This is a genomic window from Candidatus Methanomethylophilaceae archaeon, assembly GCA_017524805.1.
Taxonomy (GTDB): domain Archaea; phylum Thermoplasmatota; class Thermoplasmata; order Methanomassiliicoccales; family Methanomethylophilaceae; genus Methanoprimaticola.
The window spans coordinates 1-23,160 of the sequence record JAFXUX010000027.1 but is presented as its reverse complement, the minus strand read 5'-3'; the positions used below and the strand labels follow the sequence as shown (position 1 = coordinate 23,160).

The 23,160-nt window shown below is 56.1% G+C and carries 28 protein-coding genes; 19 read left to right on the top strand and 9 right to left on the bottom strand.

Annotation, left to right across the window (positions count from 1 at the left end):
• Positions 1 to 160: 160 nt before the first annotated feature.
• Positions 161 to 2,650: a hypothetical protein gene (locus IKP20_05550; protein MBR4504417.1), complete on the bottom strand. Its 2,490-nt coding sequence runs from the start codon at positions 2,648 to 2,650 to the stop codon at positions 161 to 163.
• A 203-nt stretch (positions 2,651 to 2,853) separates the two neighbouring features.
• Here IKP20_05550 and endA point away from each other — a divergent pair, with 203 nt between their 5' ends.
• Positions 2,854 to 3,906: a tRNA-intron lyase gene (gene endA / locus IKP20_05545; GenBank protein MBR4504416.1), complete on the top strand. Its 1,053-nt coding sequence runs from the start codon at positions 2,854 to 2,856 to the stop codon at positions 3,904 to 3,906.
• 101 nt (positions 3,907 to 4,007) lie between these two features.
• On the opposite strand, the gene IKP20_05540 is transcribed toward endA, so the two are convergent.
• Together IKP20_05540 and IKP20_05535 are read right to left on the bottom strand one after the other, a co-directional pair.
• Complete coding sequence (locus IKP20_05540) at positions 4,008 to 4,940, bottom strand: transcription initiation factor IIB (protein ID MBR4504415.1); 933 nt, start codon at positions 4,938 to 4,940, stop codon at positions 4,008 to 4,010.
• The gene (locus IKP20_05535; GenBank protein MBR4504414.1) at positions 4,867 to 5,175 is read right to left on the bottom strand and encodes a hypothetical protein; all 309 of its coding nucleotides are present in this window, start codon (positions 5,173 to 5,175) and stop codon (positions 4,867 to 4,869) included. The genes IKP20_05540 and IKP20_05535 overlap by 74 nt, the downstream gene beginning before the upstream one ends.
• 316 nt (positions 5,176 to 5,491) lie before the next feature.
• On the opposite strand from IKP20_05535, the gene IKP20_05530 reads away from it, so the two are divergent.
• The 4 genes from IKP20_05530 (at position 5,492) to IKP20_05515 (ending at position 8,042) form a co-directional block, all read left to right on the top strand.
• The gene (locus IKP20_05530; GenBank protein ID MBR4504413.1) at positions 5,492 to 5,794 is read left to right on the top strand and encodes a hypothetical protein; all 303 of its coding nucleotides are present in this window, start codon (positions 5,492 to 5,494) and stop codon (positions 5,792 to 5,794) included.
• 88 nt (positions 5,795 to 5,882) lie between these two features.
• Entirely contained in the window at positions 5,883 to 6,365 is a 483-nt protein-coding gene (gene purE, locus IKP20_05525) for a 5-(carboxyamino)imidazole ribonucleotide mutase (protein MBR4504412.1), read from the top strand.
• Positions 6,349 to 7,296: a glutamine-hydrolyzing GMP synthase subunit GuaA gene (gene guaA / locus IKP20_05520; protein ID MBR4504411.1), complete on the top strand. Its 948-nt coding sequence runs from the start codon at positions 6,349 to 6,351 to the stop codon at positions 7,294 to 7,296. Before purE ends, guaA begins: the two co-directional genes overlap by 17 nt.
• Before the next feature lie 65 nt (positions 7,297 to 7,361).
• Positions 7,362 to 8,042: a GMP synthase subunit A gene (locus IKP20_05515; protein MBR4504410.1), complete on the top strand. Its 681-nt coding sequence runs from the start codon at positions 7,362 to 7,364 to the stop codon at positions 8,040 to 8,042.
• Here the strand turns inward: IKP20_05515 and IKP20_05510 are convergent.
• Entirely contained in the window at positions 8,008 to 8,277 is a 270-nt protein-coding gene (locus IKP20_05510; protein MBR4504409.1) for a UPF0147 family protein, read from the bottom strand. The two genes, IKP20_05515 and IKP20_05510, sit on opposite strands and share 35 nt — an antisense overlap.
• 11 nt (positions 8,278 to 8,288) lie before the next feature.
• Complete coding sequence (locus IKP20_05505; protein ID MBR4504408.1) at positions 8,289 to 8,453, bottom strand: hypothetical protein; 165 nt, start codon at positions 8,451 to 8,453, stop codon at positions 8,289 to 8,291.
• A gap of 353 nt (positions 8,454 to 8,806) precedes the next feature.
• Between IKP20_05505 and IKP20_05500 the strand changes: the two genes are divergently transcribed.
• The 8 genes from IKP20_05500 to IKP20_05465 all read left to right on the top strand — a co-directional run bounded on the left by IKP20_05500 (position 8,807) and on the right by IKP20_05465 (position 14,182).
• Positions 8,807 to 9,031, top strand: coding sequence for a protein translocase SEC61 complex subunit gamma (locus IKP20_05500; GenBank protein MBR4504407.1), 225 nt, complete (start codon positions 8,807 to 8,809; stop codon positions 9,029 to 9,031).
• A gap of 49 nt (positions 9,032 to 9,080) precedes the next feature.
• Complete coding sequence (locus IKP20_05495) at positions 9,081 to 9,959, top strand: transcription elongation factor Spt5 (protein ID MBR4504406.1); 879 nt, start codon at positions 9,081 to 9,083, stop codon at positions 9,957 to 9,959.
• Positions 9,960 to 9,973: 14 nt separating this feature from the next.
• The gene (locus tag IKP20_05490) at positions 9,974 to 10,444 is read left to right on the top strand and encodes a 50S ribosomal protein L11 (protein MBR4504405.1); all 471 of its coding nucleotides are present in this window, start codon (positions 9,974 to 9,976) and stop codon (positions 10,442 to 10,444) included.
• Between the two features lie 182 nt (positions 10,445 to 10,626).
• Positions 10,627 to 11,268 (top strand): 50S ribosomal protein L1, encoded by a 642-nt coding sequence (locus IKP20_05485; GenBank protein MBR4504404.1) that lies wholly within the window; start codon positions 10,627 to 10,629, stop codon positions 11,266 to 11,268.
• A 12-nt stretch (positions 11,269 to 11,280) separates the two neighbouring features.
• A complete protein-coding gene (locus tag IKP20_05480; GenBank protein MBR4504403.1) occupies positions 11,281 to 12,291 on the top strand; it encodes a 50S ribosomal protein L10 in 1,011 nt (336 codons plus the stop codon).
• Between the two features lie 14 nt (positions 12,292 to 12,305).
• On the top strand, positions 12,306 to 12,626 hold the full coding sequence (gene rpl12p, locus IKP20_05475; GenBank protein ID MBR4504402.1) for a 50S ribosomal protein P1: 321 nt from the start codon (positions 12,306 to 12,308) through the stop codon (positions 12,624 to 12,626).
• A 174-nt stretch (positions 12,627 to 12,800) separates the two neighbouring features.
• On the top strand, positions 12,801 to 13,550 hold the full coding sequence (locus tag IKP20_05470; GenBank protein ID MBR4504401.1) for a hypothetical protein: 750 nt from the start codon (positions 12,801 to 12,803) through the stop codon (positions 13,548 to 13,550).
• 44 nt (positions 13,551 to 13,594) lie between these two features.
• Positions 13,595 to 14,182, top strand: a complete 588-nt coding sequence (locus IKP20_05465; protein ID MBR4504400.1) for a GNAT family N-acetyltransferase — start codon at positions 13,595 to 13,597, stop codon at positions 14,180 to 14,182.
• On the opposite strand, the gene IKP20_05460 is transcribed toward IKP20_05465, so the two are convergent.
• Positions 14,142 to 14,870, bottom strand: coding sequence for an RNA methyltransferase (locus tag IKP20_05460; GenBank protein MBR4504399.1), 729 nt, complete (start codon positions 14,868 to 14,870; stop codon positions 14,142 to 14,144). The genes IKP20_05465 and IKP20_05460 overlap by 41 nt on opposite strands.
• 111 nt (positions 14,871 to 14,981) lie before the next feature.
• On the opposite strand from IKP20_05460, the gene IKP20_05455 reads away from it, so the two are divergent.
• The 5 genes from IKP20_05455 to IKP20_05435 are packed head-to-tail and all read left to right on the top strand — an operon-like array spanning position 14,982 to position 19,053.
• Positions 14,982 to 15,734: a phosphopantothenate/pantothenate synthetase gene (locus IKP20_05455; GenBank protein MBR4504398.1), complete on the top strand. Its 753-nt coding sequence runs from the start codon at positions 14,982 to 14,984 to the stop codon at positions 15,732 to 15,734.
• Position 15,735: 1 nt separating this feature from the next.
• Positions 15,736 to 16,974 carry an adenosylhomocysteinase gene (locus IKP20_05450; GenBank protein MBR4504397.1) on the top strand — a complete coding sequence of 413 codons (1,239 nt, stop codon included), beginning with the start codon at positions 15,736 to 15,738 and terminating at the stop codon, positions 16,972 to 16,974.
• Positions 16,971 to 17,891 (top strand): carbohydrate kinase, encoded by a 921-nt coding sequence (locus IKP20_05445; protein ID MBR4504396.1) that lies wholly within the window; start codon positions 16,971 to 16,973, stop codon positions 17,889 to 17,891. The genes IKP20_05450 and IKP20_05445 overlap by 4 nt, the downstream gene beginning before the upstream one ends.
• Positions 17,888 to 18,409, top strand: coding sequence for an adenylate kinase family protein (locus IKP20_05440; protein MBR4504395.1), 522 nt, complete (start codon positions 17,888 to 17,890; stop codon positions 18,407 to 18,409). The genes IKP20_05445 and IKP20_05440 overlap by 4 nt, the downstream gene beginning before the upstream one ends.
• Positions 18,400 to 19,053: a CDP-alcohol phosphatidyltransferase family protein gene (locus IKP20_05435; GenBank protein ID MBR4504394.1), complete on the top strand. Its 654-nt coding sequence runs from the start codon at positions 18,400 to 18,402 to the stop codon at positions 19,051 to 19,053. Before IKP20_05440 ends, IKP20_05435 begins: the two co-directional genes overlap by 10 nt.
• Positions 19,054 to 19,055: 2 nt before the next feature.
• Here IKP20_05435 and IKP20_05430 read toward each other — a convergent pair whose 3' ends face one another.
• The 3 genes from IKP20_05430 to IKP20_05420 all read right to left on the bottom strand — a co-directional run bounded on the left by IKP20_05430 (position 19,056) and on the right by IKP20_05420 (position 22,325).
• Complete coding sequence (locus IKP20_05430; protein ID MBR4504393.1) at positions 19,056 to 20,105, bottom strand: DNA primase large subunit PriL; 1,050 nt, start codon at positions 20,103 to 20,105, stop codon at positions 19,056 to 19,058.
• Positions 20,106 to 20,141: 36 nt separating this feature from the next.
• Positions 20,142 to 20,645, bottom strand: coding sequence for a hypothetical protein (locus tag IKP20_05425; GenBank protein ID MBR4504392.1), 504 nt, complete (start codon positions 20,643 to 20,645; stop codon positions 20,142 to 20,144).
• Positions 20,646 to 20,708: 63 nt separating this feature from the next.
• Positions 20,709 to 22,325 (bottom strand): radical SAM protein, encoded by a 1,617-nt coding sequence (locus IKP20_05420; GenBank protein MBR4504391.1) that lies wholly within the window; start codon positions 22,323 to 22,325, stop codon positions 20,709 to 20,711.
• A gap of 164 nt (positions 22,326 to 22,489) precedes the next feature.
• Here IKP20_05420 and IKP20_05415 point away from each other — a divergent pair, with 164 nt between their 5' ends.
• Positions 22,490 to 22,996, top strand: a complete 507-nt coding sequence (locus IKP20_05415) for a hypothetical protein (GenBank protein ID MBR4504390.1) — start codon at positions 22,490 to 22,492, stop codon at positions 22,994 to 22,996.
• Positions 22,997 to 23,160 lie beyond the last annotated feature (164 nt).

Sequence of the window (23,160 nt, the reverse complement as noted above, 5' to 3'; positions counted from 1 at the left end):
TTCAGAGTTCTTTCTGCGTGCGGCGCTGCGAGGTTTGTTCATAGATGGGCCGCAAAATCCCATCGGTCTCGGCTGCCAGATAATATGGGAATCCCGGGGCAGGTCCCTTTCTGCCCGGGATTTTCGATAAGAAGTTTTTCCTTTGCGGGATCCAGGTCGATCAGCGGAAGTACGCGTATATCGTCGTCGGTTCCGTTACGACCGGCGGAACGTTCGACCAGCCGGCGAAGCGCGCTAATCCGGGATCTGCCGTGGCTTCGACCGTGACATCGTCGATGATGAGCTTGTTCCCATCCACCGTTATCGGGGTTCCGACCAGGAATTCACCGTTGTAGCGGTCGACGAAACCGCGGCCGTACGCAGCGAAATTCAGGACGACGACCTTGCCGAAAACCGCTGTCAGTGTCATGTCTTCTTCCACGGTGCCGGGGACGTCCGCCCATCTTACGAACTTGGCGCCTTCTTCGTTGCCGATGATGGCATAGACCTGCACGTTGCCGTTTATCGTCAGGAGGTTGCCGTCTGCGGCGATGGCAGACCCTCTGGGCACGACGACCGAATTCATCGTCACATATCCGGGGCCGTCTGCGGCGAAGGTTATGGTGCAGTTCACGGGTTTCGCTTCGAACACCGCGTGTACGGTCGTATCTCCGGTTATCGTTCCGGGCACGCCCGTCCATCCCTTGAATTCGGATGTTTGCGCCGCGGAGCTGACCGGATCCGCCGTGACGGTTTTCCCGCCTATCATCATGACGTTCCCGCTGACGGCAGGTTTGGTTCCGTAGGGCGCGGAAACCGAGCCTGCGGAAACTTTCCCGGGTCCGTCGGCTACGAAAGTTATGGTGTACTGCACGGCTGTCGTCTTGAAGACGGCATAGACCGTCGTGTCTCCTGTGACCGTATCGGAACCGAATTTCCATTGCACGAATTCGGATGTATATCCCGCCGGTGCGTCGGGCTCCGCGGTGATCTTCGTGTTTCCTACGTACAGGGCATCGCCGAGGATGTGCAGAGCGGTCCCCTGAGGCACGGTCAGGCTGCCTGCGGATACTTTTCCGTGGCCGTCGGCCAGTATGGTCACCGTGTGATAATCCGGCTCATCTTCGAAGACGGCCGTTATGGTCGCGTTCCCGGCCACGGTCCCGGGAATTCCGGTCCATTGCAGGAACTTGCTGGGCTCTCCGGAGCTGAGTCTGATGGATTCGGCGCGTATCTCTGTGCCGCTGACGGTCAGCGTCTGCCCCTTTTCCGTTATCGCGGAGCCGTACGGGACTGTCACCGAATTCGGCGATACCGATCCGGGGCCTTTCACGGCGAAAGTCAGGGTATAGTTCTCGGTTTTTTTCTCGAATACCGCGCGGACCGTCTGGTTTTTGATTACTTTGTCCGGGACGCCGGTCCATCCTTTGAATTCGCTGTATTCGCCCGGCCCCGGATCGGTTGTTTTGGCCAGTATTTTTTGGCCGTTCACTGTCAGGGTCATGCCGTCGACGGTGATTGCGGAACCGGACGGGACGGAGACAGAAACAGAGCTGACGGTCCCGGGCCCTTCGGCTTCGAATGCAAGGGTGTACTGGCTGTCTCCCTGATTCATCATGAAGACCGCGGCGATGCCGCCTCCGATGATCAGAGCGACGGCCGCTATTATGGCTATCAGTTTCGGCGCGGACAATGACGACAGGCCGGCCGCCGCAACTGTACCTGCTGCAGTGGCCGCTCCGGCGGATCCTATCGCCGAGGCGCCGGCTGCGGCGGAAGTATCGGCTGCAGGATTGAAATCCGGCTTCATTCTTTTGGCCAGCCTGATCATGGCGTCGGCCATCTGCTTCCCGGTCTGGTATCTGTCCTTGGGATCTTCGGCGAATGCTCTGTCGAATATGCCGACCAGTTCTCTGCCGAAGACGGCTTTGAGCTGGATGGTGTTGCCGAAGAATGTGAGGGCCTGGGTCTTCATCAGGGCGTTTTTGTAGGTCTCCCGGTCCGGAACGGTCCTGAGATCCGTTTTTTCGCCGGTGATCATGCTGTAGGCCGCCAGGGAAACGGCTTTCAGGTCCTCCATTTTGGCTTTCTCGGCCTCGGGATTCCCGGACATGTCCGAGATATCTTCGGGAGGGGGATCCATGATAAAGTCCGGTTTCCGGAGCCCGAATCCCGAGAATTTCCATTTGTGCTTCTTGGCGATTCTGGAGGCGATCGTGGTTCCCCAGTCCTTCAGGTCGTCCGCCGTCCATTCATGCTCGCCGAGAACGATGTTGTCCGGAGATATGTGGAGTCCGAACAGGCCGAGTCTGTGGACCTTATCCACGGACCTCAGAATATCCATGGCATCGCCGGCTGTGAGCTTATCATCCCGGCTCTTCTTTTTTTCTTTGCCCATGACGTTTCCGAAGGTTCCCGCCACGCGTTCGGCGAGGATGCGGTATTTTCCGTCTCCGCTGGCTTCGGACCGGAATATCTTCACCATGTCTTTGGGTATCTTCTGGCTCACGTCCATCCAGAATTCTGCGGCCTCATCCGTCTGTCCGCCGGCTTCATCCAGCTCCAATTCCGAGAATCTGTAGCCTTTGCCATCGACCAGGTTTGTTATTCTAGGGCTGTCATATTGGAACGGGTCTTTTTCGTCCCTGAAATATCTGATCCCGTCGATCACGGCGAACGCTTCTTTTTCTGCATCGGCACCCGGAAAATCATCCGTTTCAAAACACCTCCATGTCCATCATGCCAAAGGCGGCCTTCGACGCGCAATAAATCGGCCGGACGCTTATTATGGTTGTCGGAGAAAACATGGCGCCCTCCTGCGGCCGCGGCCGTCCAGCACTCATGTTTACATATCTTTCCGCCAATGGTCGGCCGATGGCAGGGATACTATCCGACGATATGGTCGAAGTCCGCGACCAGAGCGAAGGGAGTCGCATTTACACCAGAGGCAATTACGGGTATCCGCGCAGCGGCGGCGGAGTCGATTTGGATCTCATAGAAGCAGCGTATCTGCTGGAATGCGGCCGCTTGGAAGTCTTGGACAGGGGCAAGCCTATGAGCTTCCCGGAGCTGTTCATGCATTCCGCTTCCATCTCCGAGGATTTCGACATAAAATACCTGGTGTACCGCGATTTCCGCCAGAGAGGGTTCGTCGTGAAGAACGAGACGGGCGGATATGATCTATCGGTGTTCCCCCGCGGCAAGACCATCAGCAATTCCCGCCCGGAATATTATGTGAGGGCGGTATCGGAGAGGTCGTCGTTCGAGATATCCGAGCTGATCGATCAGGCCGAGGAAGCCGTGGACAGGAAAAGGGCCATTCTTTACGCCGTGGTCGACGAGGAGGGCGATGTCACATACTACAAGATGTCCCTGCGCGACCCATTCGGGAAAGCTTTCGTCAAAGGGATGAGACGTCCCGCGAAAGGGCGCCTGGTCAGGGACAGGATATTCGTCTATGATGCCGAGGACGCCGAGAACCTCCGTACTCTGGGCTACTTCGGCAAGACCGTCGGACCTTTCATGCAGCTCTCTCTGGTGGAGGGCTGCTATCTCGCATCCAAAGGGAAATTGGATGTGACTGGCCCGTCGGGAGAGCCTATGTCGGACGGCGAGCTGGAAGCGTTCAGCGCCTCGGTCCAGGACGGATTCAGAATCCGTCTGCAGGTCTATGATGATCTGAGGGAGAGGGGCCTGGTAGCCAAATCCGGGTTCAAATACGGGAACCATTTCCGCGCGTACACGGAGTCTCCGGACGATTGCCACGCAAGGTATCTGGTCCACGCGATAAAGGACGGCGGGATCAAGACCTGGCCGGAGGTCTCCAAGACGGTGAGGCTTTCTGGCGGGGTCAAGAAAGAGATCCTGTTCGGAAGGGTCTCGGAGAACGGCATACAGTACCTGGAGTTCCAGTGGTTCCGCCCCTGATGGGGCATTCCGGATGCGTGCGATGGCCGTCGCCGCAATGGAATCATAGAAAAGGGAAACCGTTTGCCGCCCGCCGTTAGGAAACGCGGCGGACAGCGGGCTCAGAGCTGGATGTCGATCCCCAGCTTGTCGGTGAGCTCTTTGTAGCGGTTTCTGATGGTGACTTCGGTGACGCCTGCGACGTCCGCCACTTCCCTCTGGGTCCTTCTTTCGCCGCAGAGGATTGAGGAGATATAGATCGCGGCCGCGGCGACTCCCGTGGGGCCTCTCCCCGAGGTGAGCTCCTTCTCGGATGCGTCCTTGAGGATCTCTGCCGCTTTGCTCTGGACGTCTCCGGTGAGCTTGAGTTCGGAGCAGAACCTCTGGACGTAATCCTGGGGCTTAGTCGGCATGAGCTTGAGCTTCAGCTCGCGGGTCATGAACCTGTAGGTCCTTCCGATCTCCTTCCTTCCGACGCGGCTGGAGCTGGCGACCTCGTCGAGCGTCCTCGGGACTCCGCACTGCCTGCATGCGGCGTAGAGCGATGCTGCGACGACTCCCTCTATGGATCTTCCTCTGATGAGGTTCTTGTTGACGGCTTTCCTGTAGATCATCGCGGCCGTTTCCCTGACGTTTCTGGGGAGACCCATTGCGGAGGCCATCCTGTCGAGCTCGGAAAGGGCGAATGCGAGGTTCCTTTCCGTGGCGTTCGAAACGCGGATCCTTCTCTGCCACTTCCTGAGCCTGTACAGTTGGGCGCGGTTTCTTGTCGGGATGCTCTTGCCGTAGCTGTCCTTGTTCTTCCAGGATATCTCCGTGGACAGACCTTTGTCATGAATGGTATATGTCATCGGAGCGCCGGTGCGCGCCCTTTTCTCGCCCTGCTCGACGTCGAAAGCCCTCCATTCAGGCCCCTGATCGATGAATTGGTCGTCTATGACCAGTCCGCAGTCTTCGCAGAGAAGTTCGCCGCGCTCATAATCACGTACGAGATGGTGGCTCCCACATTCCGGGCAGACTTCGATCTCGTCTGTTCCTTCTCTTGTCTTTGCCATTCTGCTGCCTCTTTTTGTAGAAGATGTCTTTCCCTTTCATTCTCGGGGAGTCAACGCTTTTGTCAGGTGATACGGACGCGTACGGTCCGTCAACAGGTCCGAACACCCTCCCTATGGTCCCGATCCTGTTCATCTTCGCATCAAACACGGTGTCGCCTATGTCGGGAACCGTTTCGCATCTCACTATCAGCCTGCCGTCGCTGGTTATTTCTTCGACGCGGCCGAGATGCTCCATGGACACCACAACATACCCTATTTGTATACTCCGTATACGGTTGTTTGATGGTTATATATGCATTTCATATATAAAATTTGTGTATTATTTATAAACAATGAACCGATTATTCGTTCGCGTTTCTATATATTGGTTGTTAAAAATCACCACTTTGATGGATGCATGCGGTCATGGCGGAGAAGGGTGTCTGATTATATCTGGGTGTCGATTTGACCGTTCCAGATTGCGTCGGTTTTTTATGCGTAGGTTTAACTACGGCCAATGTTTTCATGTCGCTAACAACCCCGCTTCGCGGGCAGAATAATGGAGGCAAAAAATGGATCCAATGACCTTTGTGACCCTCATCGTCCTCGCATTCGCCATCGTGATGATCGCAGCAGGAGCTTTCGCCGCGATCCTCGGCTCTGGCAAAAGCAGAGCGTTCGGCGGTGTGATGGCTGTAGTCGGTCTCGTCGTCTTCGTCGTCTGGGCATGGCTCGTAGGATGGAGCGACATATCGCCCTTCTGTGAAGTCGAGCTTTACGATACGCTGTATAATGCCATCGTCAACCTCATCGGTGTCCTTATCGGCGCTCTCGTCGCAGTCGGAATATTCCTGATCACAGTTCTCAAGAGCTGATCGGACCCATTCCCAAAACCCTTTACTTTTCGCTTTTTATTGATTCCTACCGCTAAGATTAATATCGGTTATGCAGTAGTTGCCGTCGATGTCCAAGGTATCCATAATCATGGGAAGCAAGAGCGATCTCCCGGTGGCCGAGAAATCGATGGCCATGCTGAAGAAATTCGGCATACAGTTCGACATAGCCGTGGCCTCGGCGCACAGGACCCCTGGGAGGGTGGAGGAGCTCGTGAAAAGCAGCGGCTCCGATGTTTTCATAGCGATCGCAGGGCTGTCAGCGGCTCTTCCCGGCGCAGTCGCTTCATATACCGTCAGGCCGGTCATCGGCGTGCCTGTCAGCGGTCCCGTGAACATGGATTCGTTGCTGTCAATCGTTCAGATGCCTCCGGGAATCCCCGTTGCCGCCGTCGGTCTGGATAGAGGCGACAATGCCGCGGTCCTTGCGGCGGAAATAATCGCCACCAGGGATCCGGAAGTCAGGGCGAAACTCTGCGAATATAGGTTGGAGCAGGCCAGAAAAGTGATTGCCGACTCCGAGAAGGTGGCAGCCGATGTTGGGTGCCGATGATTTCATCGAGGACACTCTACGCACCGCCGCAGAGAAGATACCTGGGAAAGCAGTGATCGCCTGCTCCGGAGGCGTGGACAGCATGGTCGCCGCCGTGCTCGTGAGCAAAGCGATAGGGGACAGGCTGCTGGCGGTCTACGTCGACAACGGCCTGATGAGGAAGGGAGAGACCGAAGAAGTCCGCGGCATGCTGTCCGAAATGGGCATCAATTACAGGATAGTGGATGCCGGCGACGAGTTCTTCGCCGCCTTGAAAGGGATTACGGACCCGGAAGAGAAGAGGAAGGCCATCGGCGAGAGGTTCATACGCGTTTTCGAGAGGGAAGCCAAGGATTTCGGCGCCGACACTCTCGTCCAAGGCACCATCGCCCCTGACTGGATAGAAAGCGGCGACGGCGTCAGAGACACGATAAAATCGCATCACAACGTCGGAGGGCTCCCCAAAGATCTGGGGATGAGCCTGTATGAGCCTCTGAGGGACCTGTACAAGGATGAGGTCCGCGACCTCGCCAGGATGCTTGGCGTCAAATCTTCGGAGAGGCAGCCGTTCCCCGGACCTGCGCTCGCGGTCAGATGCTTGGGCGAAGTCACAAGGGAAGACATAGAGATCGTCCGGGAAGCGTGCTTCATCGTCGAGGACGAGATCATGACAGCTTCCGTGGCCGGGAAGATGGACATGCCATGGCAATACTTCGCGGTGCTTCTTCCGTCCAAATCGGTAGGGGTCCAGGGGGACAGGAGGGCATACGGCCGCACAATCGCGGTACGCGCCGTATCCTCGGTGGACGGGATGACTGCCACGTATTCCAAGATCCCGATGGAAGTTCTAGATTCCATCTCCACGCGCATCACCAACACCATGAAGAATTCGGTCAACCGCGTGGTATACGACATAACCAGCAAGCCTCCCGCGACCATAGAGTGGGAATGAAACATCCGCGGTCCGGAGATTCCTTCGGTCCGCCAGATTTTTATCTGATTCGCCGATGGCGCGGCATGAAAGTGTATGTGATCGACAACGGTGGCCAGTGGACCCACCGCGAATGGCGCGTTCTCAGGTATCTCAAAGTCGATACCAAGATCGTCCCGAACACCGCGCCGTTCGAAGACATAGCCGATGCTGATGGGATAATCCTCTCCGGCGGGGCCCCTTCAGTCGCCACCGACGGCGGGCGCCTCGGGAACTGCGGCGAATTCCTGGACAGAGCCGATTTCCCGGTCCTCGGGATATGCGCCGGCATGCAGCTGATCTGCGAGCATTTCGGCGGGAAACTCGGCCCCGGAAGCGTCCCGGAATTCGGCGGGGTCACCATCGACGTGAGGTCCCACGACGATATTTTCAGGGGGCTCCCAGACAGATTCAAGGTGTGGGCATCCCACAACGATGAGGTGAAGGTCGTCCCCGAAGGCTTCGAGGTCATCGCCTCCTCCGATACGTGCCCGCACGAGGCCGTGAGGTCCGTAGACCGTCCCATATACGGCGTTCAGTTCCACCCGGAGGTCGAGGACTCCGAATACGGGGTGGATGTCTTTAGGAATTTCCTTAAAATTATAGAAGAGCGGAAAAACCGAGGGCGGAGCCGATCTCTGCCCACTTTTTGTTTTATGGCGGTATCCGGCCATCCAAGGCCGGAATTACCGCTCAGTTCTGGCGGCTCATTGTTTCCAGCTGGCTGATGGCCTGCCAGATTATGGTCCTGCCCTGAAGGGGAATGTTGGGGTCGTTGGCAAGGTCCTCAAGGATGACGATCGCGCTTGTTGCGCGGATGTCCATGGGCTCTTTCGTGTCCAGAAGCCTTGCCTTGGCGTCCGAAGCGCCTTTTCTGATGTTTCTCGGGATGGATGTGTCTTCCGCGAGATAGTCAAGGTAATCGGTTACGTGTTTCATATCGTCTGATGCCGCTACTACCATGGTACCACCTGTCAGAAAGTTTCGAACTCTTCCTGCATATCCTGGACGAGCTGCTCGAGGACTTCCTCGAATTGGACGGATCTGTACTCCCTGATTCCGCCGAGATCGCTCTGTATTTTAACGACAAAGTCGTTGTTTTCTTTCACGAGTTCAACATTGCAGAGTACTTCTTCCATATTTGTATCCCCTTGTGTGAGACCTTATTTACAACCCTTATTTATAATCTACACAGACTCCAACATCTGGGTCAGGGTTATCTCCGGGCGTACGGGGTGTTTATTCTGCATCAGGCAATCGCAGCCGACAGCCAGAATACGTTAGGAAGCATGCGGCACGGGAGTCTGACTCAGTCGCCGGTGATATCGTCTGATACACCGTTCAAAACGGATTTTGATGCCGTTTCTGTAAAGCTACCTACGAAACTTTTAAGAGAAGGACACGATTAACGGACATTCCCGTTTGAGGTTGCCCCAGTGGTAACGAAAAACGGATAAGGGCTGCCGACGGCCGGCGGCTGGAGAACGGTAACATGGCTGAAGATAACTCGGCAGTGCAGGCTTTTTCCGAAGAGATGGAATCGAAAGCGCGTGGCTTCGGAAAGGGGAAGTATGGGAAGATCCTCAAGACCGCCCATACTCCGACCAGGGAAGAGCATAAAAAAACTATGATGATCACCGCATTGGGTATCATACTGATTGGTGCCCTTGGGTTCGCCATCTGGTGGCTTATGACGTATCTGCCTAAGTACTTCTGATGGAGGCATAGCATTGAGCAAGATCGTTTCCGGCGATTCAAAAGACGACATGGACTTCGACGAGGATTTTGAGGATCTCGAAGAGGAGTTCAAGTCCAGCGAGGAGGCGTCCGAAGCCCCCGCACCTATCGGCGGCATATTCTCCACCGAAGATGAGCGCGTCAAGAAAGTGTCCGCCGGAAGCATCGTCAATTGGGAGTTCGTAGCCTCTCCCAAGACGTCGCCTACGGCCCTTACGTTCTCAGTCGTTTACGGACGTGACGATGCCCCCGAATGGGAGGTTTCGCTCAGCGACGGTTCCGCGGAGATATGGAACAGCGCGGTGACCGGCGAGGCCCAGATCTCGGTAGACAATCCCAAGAGGTTCTATCTGAGCGCCGAGTGCCCCAGCGGAGTGAGATATGGCGATTCCGTGAGGATCGAGATAAAAGCCAAATCTTCCGCCAGCGCGGATTCGATGGATTTCGAAGCCGTCGCAAAACAGTCCATAATGATCCTGAAGACCCAGATAGACCAGGAGAAGAGCGTTGCGGACACCCTCAACGCCAAAGCCCATCTCGGTGAGAAGGACATCTATGCGATTCTGAGCCCCCAGGGACTCAGAGGATATGTGTTCGTCGAAGGCATGAACACGGAACGTCTCCTCGAGAAGACCAAGGAAATCAAAAAAGCCAGGAAATTCATCGAAGGAGAAACGTCGATAGAGGACATCGAGCCGTACCTCACCCCCGCGTCCCCTGTCATCGGCATTTCAGAGGGAGACATCGTCGAACTCGTCAGCGGACCCTTCAAGGGTGAGAAGGCAAGGGTCCAGAAGATTGACCAGGACAAAGAGGAGATCACTGTTGAGCTCATCGAAGCCATGGTCCCGATACCCATCACCGTCAAAGCGGACAGCGTTAGGGTCATCGAAAGTCAGAATCACTAAAGGAGATATGAGCAATGGTAGATACTGTTGAGGCAATGGTTGATGGAGGCAAGGCCACCGCAGGCCCGCCTCTCGGTCCCGCCCTGGGCCCTAAAGGCGTGAACATCGGGCAGGTCATCGCTAAGATCAATGAGAAGACGAAAGCTTTCGCCGGGATGAAGGTTCCTGTAAAGGTGCTCATCAACAGCGACAAAACTTTCGACATCAAAGTCGGAACCCCTCCGATGTCCGCCCTGATCAAGGGAGAGCTCGGAGTATCTTCCGGGGCCCACAACGCAAGGACTGAGAAGGTCGGAAACCTCACTCTCGATCAGGCGAAGAAGATCGCCGACATGAAGCAGGACGACCTCCTCGGAGCCGATCTCAAGGCAAGGGTCCTCGAGGTCGCGGGCAATTGCGTTTCCGTCGGAGTCACCATCGACGGAAAGAACCCCAAGGACTTCACCGCCGCCGTCAAAGCCGGCGAGTATGACGACAAGTTCTGAGAGAAACCGGGGCTCAGGCCCCCTTTTTCAGTTTTTAACTATAAGCGCGGCATCCTTTCCTTGCGCGCGAATAGAATCGCTTTTTATGGGTTCATTGGGTAGTTTTAAATATAACCCATGTCTAAGGCCGACTGCTTGTAGGAGAGCCCAAAAGCTCGTTTGCACTACGAGGAGGAATTGTATTGGCAGAAAAACCAACCGTAATGGCTGTGCAGAAAGCACTGGACAGTGCGAAGAAGCGCAATTTTACTGAAACGGTTGAGTTGGCTATCAATCTCGTTGATGTTGACCTGACTATCCCGAAGAACCGTATCACCGAGGATATCATCCTCCCGAACGGACGCGGGAAGCCGGTCAAGATCTGCGTGATTGGTGGTGGCGAACTTGCCTTGAAAGCCAAGGACGTGGCTGACCGCGTCATCACCCCCGAAGAGCTCGGGGAGATCGCGGGCGACAAGAAACAGGCCAAGAGGATCGCCAACGAAACCGACTACTTCATCGCCGAAGCGCCTTTGATGGCTGTCGTAGGTAAGAGGCTCGGTACCGTTCTCGGTCCCCGCGGAAAGATGCCTAAGCCCATCGCTCCGGGAGCAGATCCCGCCCCGATGATCGAAGGTCTCCGCAAGTCTGTGACCATCAGGACGAAAGACAGGAAGACCTTCCACGCACCCGTCGGAACGGTCAACATGAGCGCGGAAGAGATCGCGGACAACGTCGATCTCATCCTCAAGCGTGTCGAAGCCCACCTCGAGAAGGGAAAGCACAACATCGCTTCCGCTTATGTCAAGACCACGATGGGTCCATCGGAGAAGATCGCTTTGTAAGGAGGCTCAAAGATGGCACACGTCGCAACTTGGAAGAAGGACATGGTAAGCGAGCTGGTACAGGATATGCGCGAGTACCCCGTCGTCGCTGTCGTCGACATGGAGGGTATTCCCGGACAGCAGATCCAAGCCATGAGGGCCGGACTCAGAAACCACGCCAAAGTCAAGATGACCAAGGACAAACTCATGTTCCTTGCTCTCGACGAGATGGCAAAGGAGAAGCCCGGCATCGAAAAGCTCAAGGAAGCTGTCCACGGTCAGTGTGCGATTGTCACTACCGACATCGATTCGTTCAAGCTCTTCAAAAAGCTCGAGTCGACCAAGACCGCCGCTCCCGCAAAGGAGGGGCAGCTCGCACCCTACGATATCGTTGTACACAAAGGACCGACTCCCTTCGGACCTGGCCCGATTATCGGTGAACTTCAGAAAATAGGCATACCTGCCGCTGTTGAGGCAGGAAAGATAGCAGTCAGGAAGGACACGACTCTCGTCAAAGAGGGAGAGCCCATATCCGGCCCCATCGCCGCGATGCTCCCCAAACTGGAGATCCTTCCCATGGTCGTAGGTATGGACCTCAGGGCCGCCTACGAAGATGGGGTCATCTACAAGAGGGACGTCCTGGACATACCCGAAGACTACTATTCCAACATGTTCGCTACGGCCGCTCACGACGCGCTTGCGCTCGGCGTATCGATCGCGTTCCCCACGAAGGACACTATCGTGCCGCTCATCGCAAAGGCGTACAGAGAGAGCATCGGACTTTCTCTCGAGGCCGCGATACCCACCAAAGAAAACATCGACAAGCTCTTGGCAAAGGCAGACGCTCAGATGCTCGCCTTGGCCGCAACATGCGGATACACTAACGACGCCATCGCAGCGAGGGCAAGCTCTGCTGCAGCAGCGGCTCCTGCCGCACCCGTCGAGTCCGCAGCCTCCGCACCCGCCGAGAGCGCAGAAGAAGACGACACCGAGGTCAGCGAGGAAGAAGCCGCTGCAGGACTCGGTGCATTGTTCGATCTGTAAAGGAGTTGAGATAAATGGAGTACATTTACAGCGCAATGGTGCTTTACTCTGCCGGCAAGGACATCACCGAGGATGCCATCAAAGCAATCCTCACTGCCGCCGGAGTCGAAGCCGACGCAGCCAAGATCAAAGCTCTCGTTGCATCTCTCGAGGGAGTCGACATCAAAGAGGCTATCGCAAGCGCAGCCTTCGCCGCGCCCGCAGCCGGTGCCGCCGCCCCCGCCGCCGGAGCAGCAGCCGCCGCACCCGCAGCAGCAGCCGCCGACGAGCCCGAAGAGGAGACTGTGAGCGAAGAGGACGCGGCAGCTGGCCTTGGCGCACTGTTCGGATTCTGAGTTTCACATCCATAAACCTTTTACCCTTTCTGCCCATATTCGGGCAGATTTTCATGCCTTATCCGTTATGCAGACCGTGCCGCCAGCGTTTTATCCGGAGGGATCGGTCTGCGCGACGTTCTGATAGTAGCCTGCGGAGGCGCCGGATGCCGTATTTTCGCGGAGTCGGAATCCGTGCTGGAGTACTCGGTGCTCCTCATAAATTCCGACGGATCCAGCGGCGTGCCGGTGGGGCACCCGGGCATGGAAGGCTGCCGCGGCGACGCGGATCTGGCGTTCTCCATTGCTTTCGAGAACATGGACGCGATCAAAGAGGCGCTCAAAGGCTATCGCTCGGCGATCGTGTTCTCCATGCTGGGAGGCGGGACGGGAACGGGGATGGTGCCGGTGATCCTGGATTGCGCCAAGGAATGCGGGTGCAGGACGATTTCGGTCATCGGATTGCCGATGTCCTTCGAATCGGAGAGAAGGGGCAGGGCCCAGAAGGTTTTGGGCAAGATTTCTGACAGCTCCGATCGCATGTATCTTCTCGACGGGGACGCCATCATAAGGATGTGCCCCGACGCAAAGGCTCCGAGCATACTGAAGATGATCTCCCATTCCATCATATTCACGGTGAAATGCATCGCCGATATGCTTTCAGGTCCTTTTTATTCCACGTTTTTCGATAAGATCTACACCTTCGCCTATGTCTCGGAGCTGAACCCCATAATCGCGATAGAGAAGGCCGTCGATTCTTCCATTCCGGCGGTGGTCGATCCGGTCGGCAGAATAGTCGTGGCGGTCAGCTCGAAGCTGGGGGAGGCCGAATCCGACGCGATTTACGATAAGGTTGCCGCCATGACCGGAGTCGTCCCGGACATAGTGCGCAGAAACGACAGGGAAGACACCAAAATTGTGGTGTTCTTCTCGGTTTGGAGCTGACGGGAGCGTACATTCGATATACGGCGCCTGCCGTTAGGCATTTCATGGAAGCATCGCTCGAGCCGATCGGACCGGATGGGGCGGAGGAGCTCTCGCGTTTCGCATATCCCGTGTGGGTCGAGACATATGCGCCCTTGGTCGAAGGGGGGAAGAAGCGCGTGGACGAGTTCTATCCGGATTGGATGGGCCCGGATGCCGTCAGGGACCTGATCTCCCGGGGGTACAGGTTTTTCTATATCGTTTATGGGGGCGAAAGGGCCGGATATCTGTCATACAAAGTGGGCGATGAGGTTCTAACCATAAGCAAACTGTATCTTTTCCAGGATTTCCGCGGGCTGGGGCTCGGCTCTTGGGCCATGGACCGCATCCTGGAATCCGGCATGAATGAGGGGTGCTCCAAAGCGGAGCTGGTGGTCAACCATTACAACGGGCGCGCCATAGCTTTCTACAAGAAGTATGGCTTCTCAGAGATACGCCGCATACCGGAGAAAGGCACTCGTCGCCCCGATTATCTTTCGGTAATGGGCAAGGATCTGCGATACCGCCCCGGCTCTGCCGAATCGTTATCGGGCACGGGCAAGAAAGGGCAGTTCACTCCTTCCCTTTCTTCTCCCACGGCTTTCCGTGCCTGATTATTTTCGATGCGTCGCCGAAGACGCCCATGATCGTGTTGTATTCGTATTTCGTCGGTATGGCGCGCCCCATCATCCTTCTGAACATGACGCGCGTCATCTCCCTTCTTGTGAGGGGGTAATCAATGGCATCCATGAGGTCCGAGAAGAATCCGAACATGCGTTCTTTCTCGTCCCTGTCCGCTGGCTCCGCCCTCCTGTTGGTGTGCTCCGCCTGGAACATCTCGTACATCACGATGTTGGCCGCATGGGAAAGGTTGAGGATGGGATATTCCTCTCCGGCCGGTATCGTTATGAGGACATCGCACAGGTTGAGCTCCTCCTGAAGAAGGCCGATATCCTCTCTTCCGAACACTATGGCTATTTTCTCTGGGTAGCCTCTGCATTGCTCCGCGAACTCGCGCACCGGAACCGGGACGCGCGTGTAGTTCCTGTCGCCTTTCGTGGTGATTCCGCTGGTTCCCACGACCAGGAAGCAATCTTTGACGGCATCCTCGAATCCGGTGACGATGTGGACGTCATCGAGGATCTGGGACCCATGCTTGGATCTGCGATAGGCGTCGTCCCCGAGTTCGCAGGGATTCACGAGATACAGCTCTTTGACATCGAAGTTCGCCATGGACCTCGCTATGGCGCCTACGTTGCCCTCGAATTTCGCTCCGACGACGACTATGCGGATTTCAGGCATGTCCGGCGCAACGTAGACTTACGATATTTTGTTTATGACGGTCCGGCCATGTCTCCAATCCATTTTGATGCCCATAAAACACTAAAATATGAGTGCGTAAGTACTCATGGCATGGAAATCCCTAAGGATCATCCCAGATACAAATCCCTGGTTACCAGGGAGCGTCTGGCCGAAATGGTGGAGAAAGGTTTGGTTACGCCTACCGGACTGATCTCCCACGGCCGCGGGGAAGCTTACGATTATTTGATGGGGGAGAAGAGCACCGAAGCGGCTCTCTACGCGGAGAAAGCTGCCGCGGCTTTCCTTCTGGGGGCTAAGAACCCCGTGGTCTGCGTCAACGGCAATGCGGCCGCGCTCGACGCCGGCAATCTGATAAAGCTCGCGGAATGTATCCCTGCGAAGATAGAGGTCAACCTGTTCCACAGGACGCCGGAGAGGATGGAAGGCATCATCTCGTATCTGGAATCCAAAGGCGCCAAGAACGTTCTTGGGAGGGAACCCGACCAAAGGATCAAAGGTCTGAACCACGACCGCGCGCTGTGCACTGGCGAAGGCATATTCTCCAGCGATGTGATCATTGTCCCGATCGAGGACGGCGACCGCGCCGAAGCGCTGGTATCCATGGGCAAGACGGTGATATCCATCGATCTCAACCCGTTGTCCCGCACTTCCCGCACCGCCAGCGTCCCGATCTCCGACGAGATGACCAGAGCCTTGGAGAACATCATCCGTTTCATAGGCGAGCTTTCAGGGGATTCCGAGAGCATCGAGAGGATCAAAAAAGAATTCTCTTCATCGGATTGCCGCCGCAGGACCGTCGAATGCATATGCGACAACCTCATGTCAGAATTCAGGGAGCGATAAAATGGACGACGAATTGAAAAGAGGGAGTCTCAGACTCCATTGGGCCGAAAGCCACATGCCAGTTTTGAAGGACATAAGGAAGCGCTTCATCGATGAGCAGCCGTTGGCCGGCCTCAAGATAGGTATGGCCCTCCACACCGAAGCTAAGACCGGGATGCTGGCAGTAACGTTGGCCGATGCCGGGGCAGAGATCCGCTTGGCCAGCTGCAACCCGCTTTCCACCGACGATTCCGTTGTCCTCGCGCTGCGCGAGGAGTTCGGCCTGAAAGTATACGCCAAAAAATGGGAATCCTCCGAGGAATACTATCGCAACCTCAACTCCATCCTCGACATGTCGCCGGATTTCATAATCGACGACGGCGCCGATCTGGTAGCAATGTCCCACACTTCCCGCAAAGAGGTGCTGTCCACCGTCAAAGCCGCGAACGAGGAGACCACCACCGGCGTAGTCCGCCTCAAGGCGATGGCCGCCGACGGGGCGCTCAAGTTCCCTGTTCTGAACGTCAACGACGCGAAGATGAAGTTCCTGTTCGACAACAGATATGGGACCGGCCAGTCCGCCTTTGACGGGTGGATGAACGCCACCAATCTCATCGTCGCCGGTAAGAGGCTGGTCGTCGCCGGCTACGGATGGTGCGGCAAAGGCGTCGCGATGAGGGCCAAAGGCCTCGGTGCTTCCGTCATCGTTACGGAAGTGGATCCGGTCAAAGCGATAGAGGCCAAGATGGACGGGTTCGAGGTCATGAAGATGATCGACGCGGTAAAGGTCGCCGACCTCATCATCACCGTCACCGGTTGCAAAGATATCATCGCGGCGGAGCACATCGCCGTCATGAAGGACGGATGCGTCATGGGCAACGTCGGGCATTTCGACAACGAGATCAGCAAGCCTGCCCTCGAGGAAGGCTCTGTGTCATGCGAAAGGGTCCGCGATTTCATCGACGAATACAAGATGAAAGATGGCCGCAGCCTGTATCTCATAGCCGAGGGCCGCCTGATGAACCTCGCCGCCGGGCAGGGGCATCCCGCGGAGATAATGGATATGAGCTTCTCCACCCAGGCGCTGGGCGTCGTCCACATGTCGCGCCATTACAAGGAGATGGAGCCCAAGGTCTATGCCGTCCCGCAGGAGATCGATTCCGAGATAGCCGCCATCAAGCTGAAATCCATGGGCGTAGAGATCGATACTCTTACCGACTCGCAGGTGAGCTACATTACCGGCTGGAAGGAGGGTACATGAGCCCCTTCCTGTCGGTTTATGGCCACGTGACTATAGATCAGATAATGGGAGTGAAGAAATTCCCCGCTGCGGGGACAACGGAAGACGTAATCTCAGCGGTAACGACGCTCGGAGGAACCGGCACCAACATCGCGGTTACCGCCGCGAGGCTCGGCTGCCCTACGGCCTTATGCGCGATGGTCGGAGCGGATTTCCCCGCTTCGTTCGAGAAGGAGATCAGGGATTCCGGTCTGATCATGGACGACTTCGTCCACGTGGACGGGTACGATACGTCGAAGGCGATAGTCGTCAACGACCAGGATATGGTCCAGAAGGTCCTGTTCTACCAGGGTCCCCAGGGATTCGCTGGCGATACCGGCATAACGCTAACAAAAATGGCGTCCGAGTCCAGATTCGTGCATTTCTGCACCGGCCAGCCGTCATATTACATCGATCTGATGGGACGGCTTCCGGATGCGTTCATTGCCGTGGATCCGGCGCAGGAATCCCATCGCATATGGAACGAAAAGACTTTCCCGGCGGCGCTGGAGCTTTCCGACGCGGTGTTCTGTAACGAAAAAGAGGCGGAATCCCTCGCCAGATACATAGGGAAGAGCAGCATCTTCGACGCCGAAGTCGGTCTGGCCGTATGCACGTTCGGATCCGAAGGGAGCGAAGCGCGCATGGGAGACGAGAGGATCAGGATCCCAGCGGTGAAAGCCGACAAGGTGGCTGATGTCACCGGCGCCGGAGATTCCTACAGGGCAGGCTTCTATACCTCTCTGTATCGCGGATACCGCATCCCAGAGGCTCTGGTGATAGCCGCCGCAGTCTCGTCCTTCGTCGTCGAGAAGGTCGGAGCGCTTACGAACACGCCTTCGTGGGAGGCCGCGCTGGAGAGGGCCGAGCCATATTTCGGGGAGATTTCCGGATGCTGATAGCGATCACCGGCACCCCGGGCGTCGGGAAGAGCGCGGCGTCGGCCGAGCTCCGTTCCAGAGGTTTCGAGGTCGTGGACCTGAAAGCCCATATAATGTCGCACGGCCTTATGGGGCCCCTGGATGAGAGCAGAGACACTCACGAGGTGGATTTGGACCTTCTCAACGATTCGCTGGAGGAGTACAGAGAGCGCGAAGGCACCGCGTTCATGGAAGGGCATCTTTCGCATTACATGGATTGCGGGCGCATAATCGTCCTCAGATGCTCCCCTGATACGGTCGCTGAGAGGCTCAGAGCCAGAGGATACGGCGAATCCAAGGTTCTGGAGAACGTCAGGTCCGAGGTTCTGGACGTGATCCTGTGCGAATCTGTGGACACCGACATCCCGGTGGCCGAGATAGATTGCACAGGGCATTCCGTGGCGGAGGTCGCTGACATGATCGAACAGGCGGCTTCCGGGGGAGAGTTCCCCCCGGGGAAGGTCGACTGGTCTCAGGAGATGGAGAAATGGTTCTAGACGGACAGAGAGCGAGAGCAGATTTCGCTTTGGCCCCGGTGGCCAAGAAGCTGATAGGGGTCAATCCCAACCTGATATCGTGGATCGGGCTCATAATAGCGCTGCTGTGCGGCGTGCTGTTCTATCTCAGCGGATTCGAAGGCAAAGAGTATCTGCTGATAGTCGGCGCTATATCGGTCATCGTGTCGGGATATTTCGATGCGCTGGACGGCAAAGTGGCCAAACTGGCCGGGAAAGCTTCCCGCAAAGGCGATTATCTGGACCACGTGTTCGACAGATACGCGGATGTCTTCATGATCGGCGGCGTCGCGGTGAGCTCTTGGTGCGATCCATATCTCGGCATGGCCGCTTTGGTCGGGGTGCTTCTGACTTCGTACATGGGCACGCAGGCCCAGGCCATCGGCGCGCCGCGTCTGTATGCGGGGCTCCTCGGCCGCGCGGACAGGGTCGTCCTTTCCACGCTGTTCCCGATAATCCAGTTCGTCATGATGCAGTTCGGGTTCGGATCCTTCGAAATAGCCGGTTTCACCCTGAATTGGCTCGAGATAATGATGCTTTGGTTCGCCGTGGTGGGGAACCTCACCGCGATTCAGAGGGCCATCATAACCTGGCGGAACCTCTGCGCCGAGGACAAGAAAAACTGAGCTCAGGCTTTGCTTCCAGGGGCTTCCCCATCAGGTTTCCGGGGGCCTCTGGCCTTTATCCTGTAATAGTTCAGAGGATGGTTTATTTTCGCGCAGAGAGCGTTCGGCTCGAAGCACAATCCTTCGGTCTTCATCGTCTTGCATTCCGGCGGGGTATAAGCGTCCCTCCCGTACAGCTCCCCTGTGATGTGTTTTATCTGGTATTCCGACTTCGATTCGTCGAAATCAGGGGATTCCGCGAAGATCCTGATGATGCCGTCGTAATCCAGCCCCAAGGCGGACATGAACGTTACCAGGGCGAACCTTCCGCTGTGCGGCAGGTTGATTCCCTTCATGGCCAGTTCCAGAAGATGTGATACGCAGGGCGGGAGGTATTCGTCTTTCATGCCTTCCCCGCGGGTCGGGCTCATCTTCATCTTGGCCGTTTCCAACGCCGCCCTCACTTCGTCGCAGTCCTTTTTCAGATACGGCAGGAATTCTTCCGGAGGTTTGAGGGGAAGCTCGGATTCTATCTTGTCCTGCAGGGCGTTCTGCATCAGGCGGTTGAATTTCTCCTTCGGAAGGAACACGATTCCGGAGCGGATGTCGCTGTTTATCAGCTTCCAGTCGATGCTCTTCATCCTGCTGGACAGCATGAGGTAATCCGGGAAGCTCATGCGCATCGTGCCGTCGCTGTCCGTCGCGGCTTTGAAGCCCAGCTCATCCGAGACATAAAGGATGGTCTGGCGGTCCTCGTCGGAGAGCACTTTGTTCATGCGGACGGCCTCTCCCAGAGCGTACCTCTTGGTGAGGTATCTGTCCCATATGGTAGACACCAGAATCCTCGCGTACGGGTACGACAGGACCTCCATGAGGCAGTCGTAATCCCTCATGAGAGGTTTGTATGCGACTTCGCCGGAGTTTATGGCGTCCAGGACCCTCTCTTTGCCGCGGGCGCGGGCGGGCGAGAAGCTTTCCATCGTTATGAGGGATTCCAGGTCCGCGGAGTTTTCCGCCGCGAATTCCGATGCCTCCCTAAGGAACGGGAATTTGGCGGAAAGTCTCGCGTCCATGGCCATCAACCGTCTGCCGCAGGGTATCCAGCAGGCTCATCCGAGCAGGGATGTGTCCTTCAAAGTCCTGACGGTCTTGGAGCTGCCGTCGGTTTCCTCTTCTTTGTAGAGGACGCCGTCTTTTCCTATGTACAGGATCTTTTTCCCGGAGTTTATCTCGTACAGGGTGCAGCTGACGTTTCCCCAGTGCGTGGGGACCATCTCGTCCCTGTAGTTTATACCGGACATCTTCTGGGCGTTCCTGCGGAGCTTCCCAAGGAATTCCGCTGCCGACATGGTTTCGGTGCCGTCCGTCTTCTCCACCGAGTATCTGCCGTCTTCCTCGGAGACGATCTCATATCTCTCCGAATATGCGGTGCCTTGCTTTTCGACTTCATACTCTATGAAATCCCCTTGTTTCAGATCGGTTCTGAGGTTCAGATCGGCGATTCTGGCATCCGTATTTTTGCTGGGGCTGCGAAGATACATTATGACGAATACGCCGCCTATGATCATCGCGGTGATGGATCCTATCAGAGCGATGGTGACGAGGATAGACATGGTTGGAAAAACGACTCTCTCGTATATATCGGTGGCATAAGGGGGATGCGATGCATAGGGGGATCATTGCGAAGGCCAAACGATTCTCAGCAGCTTTTCAGCCACTTCGGGGTCGCCTATGGCTTCGGCCAAATCCTCGGGCCCAGAGAAAGGCCTTTCCAAGACCAGCTTCGCCGCCCTCTTCTTTCCGATCCCGGGGAGGGATTCCAAGGCGCTGAGAGGCAGGCGGTTGATATCGAACGGATATGTCACGCCGGTGATCGAGCGGAACCCCCAATCGGTTATGAACACGTCATAGAACTTTTCCGTCTCCATTCTGTATGGGATCCCCACCAGAAGAGGGTACGATCCGATCTGCCTGCCGAATGTGACGTTTCCGTCGTTCAGTTCGGCGTAGACGTCTTTGAGGACGGTTCCGTATGGGGCGACGCGTTCCAGCATGGCGCGGTCTACTTCCGAGCGCACTTCTTCCTTGAATTTCTTGAACCTTCTCTGGTCCACTTTGACGTCGAATTCGCGCCTCACCGGAAGGACCTGGCGGATGTTTATGCGTCTGACCATCAGATTCTCGTCCCTTATCTTTCTGAGGAAATCCAGGTCCATGGCGTAAGTGGCTGCGGTCTCCCCGTCCAGGCCGCATATGATGTTTATTCCGGGGAGGAGTTTCGGCATTCCTCTGGGGCCTCTCTCGTTGCCGACTTCGTTTATGAGCCTGACGGCGGTGAGGACCTGGTCTGAGGTGCTGTTCAGGTTGTTCTCCATGTACACTCTGGGATCGGCGGATTCCATCCCCAGTGCGAGCACGTTTCCGTCGGTGCAGCATTCCACTATAGTCTTAAGGACCTCGCGGGATTCGTCGGGATACGTGGCGATGACCGCCGCATCCGCGTTGTCCACGTGCATGGTGCTGAAACCCATTGAAGAGAGGCCTTCGAACAGCTTTTTTATCGCGGCGACGTTCGGTTTGGGGACGGAGGATTCGTCATCGGATCCATAGGAGACGATGCATGTCTGTCCTCCGACTCTTATGTTCGTAACCCCCAAATCCCTCAGCTTCCGGGCTTCGGCCAGTATGTCCTCGGGTTTTCTGGTCAGGGGCTTCCCTTTGAGGGGCTCTATGCAATAGGAGCACCCTCCCGTGGCGTATCTGTGGCATCCGCGGTAGGATTCTATCTCGGCGACCAGCGGCTGAGGGAAATCCTGGTGCTGGGTGACGATGTCTGCCCCCAGGAGCATCCACCTGTTCCATTCGTCCAGCGTGCGCAGCCTTTCTCTGACTTCTTTTCCCATCATCCCATCGTAGAGGGATGCTGCCGGGTCTTTTCTGATGATGAAATCGAATTTCTGGGCGATCGCGGAGTCCGTCGCCGAGCCGCTTATCAGGCGCCATCCCTTCAGGCGGGGGAAGATGCTCTCCAGTTCCTTCGAGGACATCGGCATGGAGCGGAGGTATTTTCCCGGGACTGTATTTCCTGATAAGACTATAGTGACAGATGCGTCCGGAATCTTCTTCCCTTTGCGGATCATGTCGATGGAAACGTATTCCACTCTGTCCGCTCCCGCATCGATAGCTGCCCCGGCGATGGAGCGGATCATCGGAGAGATGTACGGCGGGACGCCAAGCGCCGCCGGGTCGTCGATGTAGCCGTCTATCAAAGCGACAATGATCTCCTTCGCCATGGTTCCGGATGCCCGTCGGATATAAAGACGGTATCTCATCTTAATCGTGTCAACGGCGTTTAGTTCATTGACACTCCGTAGAGTAGCAATGATAGTAGCAATGTAAGTGGTTGCGCTGCAATTGCCGCTTGAAAATTTTTATCGCCAATATGCATCGCATCTGCATGGAGTTCGATTCGATGCCGAGGTATGAATTGACGGAGAAGATGTTCCGCCAATTGGTGAGAATCGACGATTGCATCTCCCATCTTTCGGCTATGGAAGGCAAAGCCCAAGCGATACTACGCAAAAGCTCTCACATACGGTCGATAAATTCATCATTGGCCATAGAAGGTAATGAACTTCCGCTGAGCAAAACCATCGATATGATAAACGGAAAAACGGTGCAAGGGCCGTTCGACGAAATAGTGGAAACAAAAAACGCAATAGAAGCGTACTCCCAGATAGGGAAGTTCGATGTCTCGTCGGTAGAGGATTTCCTCAGAATCCACGATGTTCTTACATTCGGACTCATAGAGAAGCCCGGTTTCAGAGAGGAAAGGGCGGGGGTTTTTGATGGCTCCGAGCTTATATACGAAGCCCCAGACTATGCTCTGGTGCCCGATCTCATGGAGGGTTGTTCGATTGGTATTCTAAGTCGAACAGCCAGATTATTGTCAAATCTGCGATAATGCATTTTTACATAGCTTCCATACCGAAATTCTGCGCATGTAAGTAATTCAGTCCTTGGAGATCGCAAGGCGCCTGAGGTCGCATACCTCGACGCCCGAGATCGGCTCCTTCGGGACATCGACCCCGAACAGCCCGAAGATGCTCCTGCAGTTCTTCGAGATCT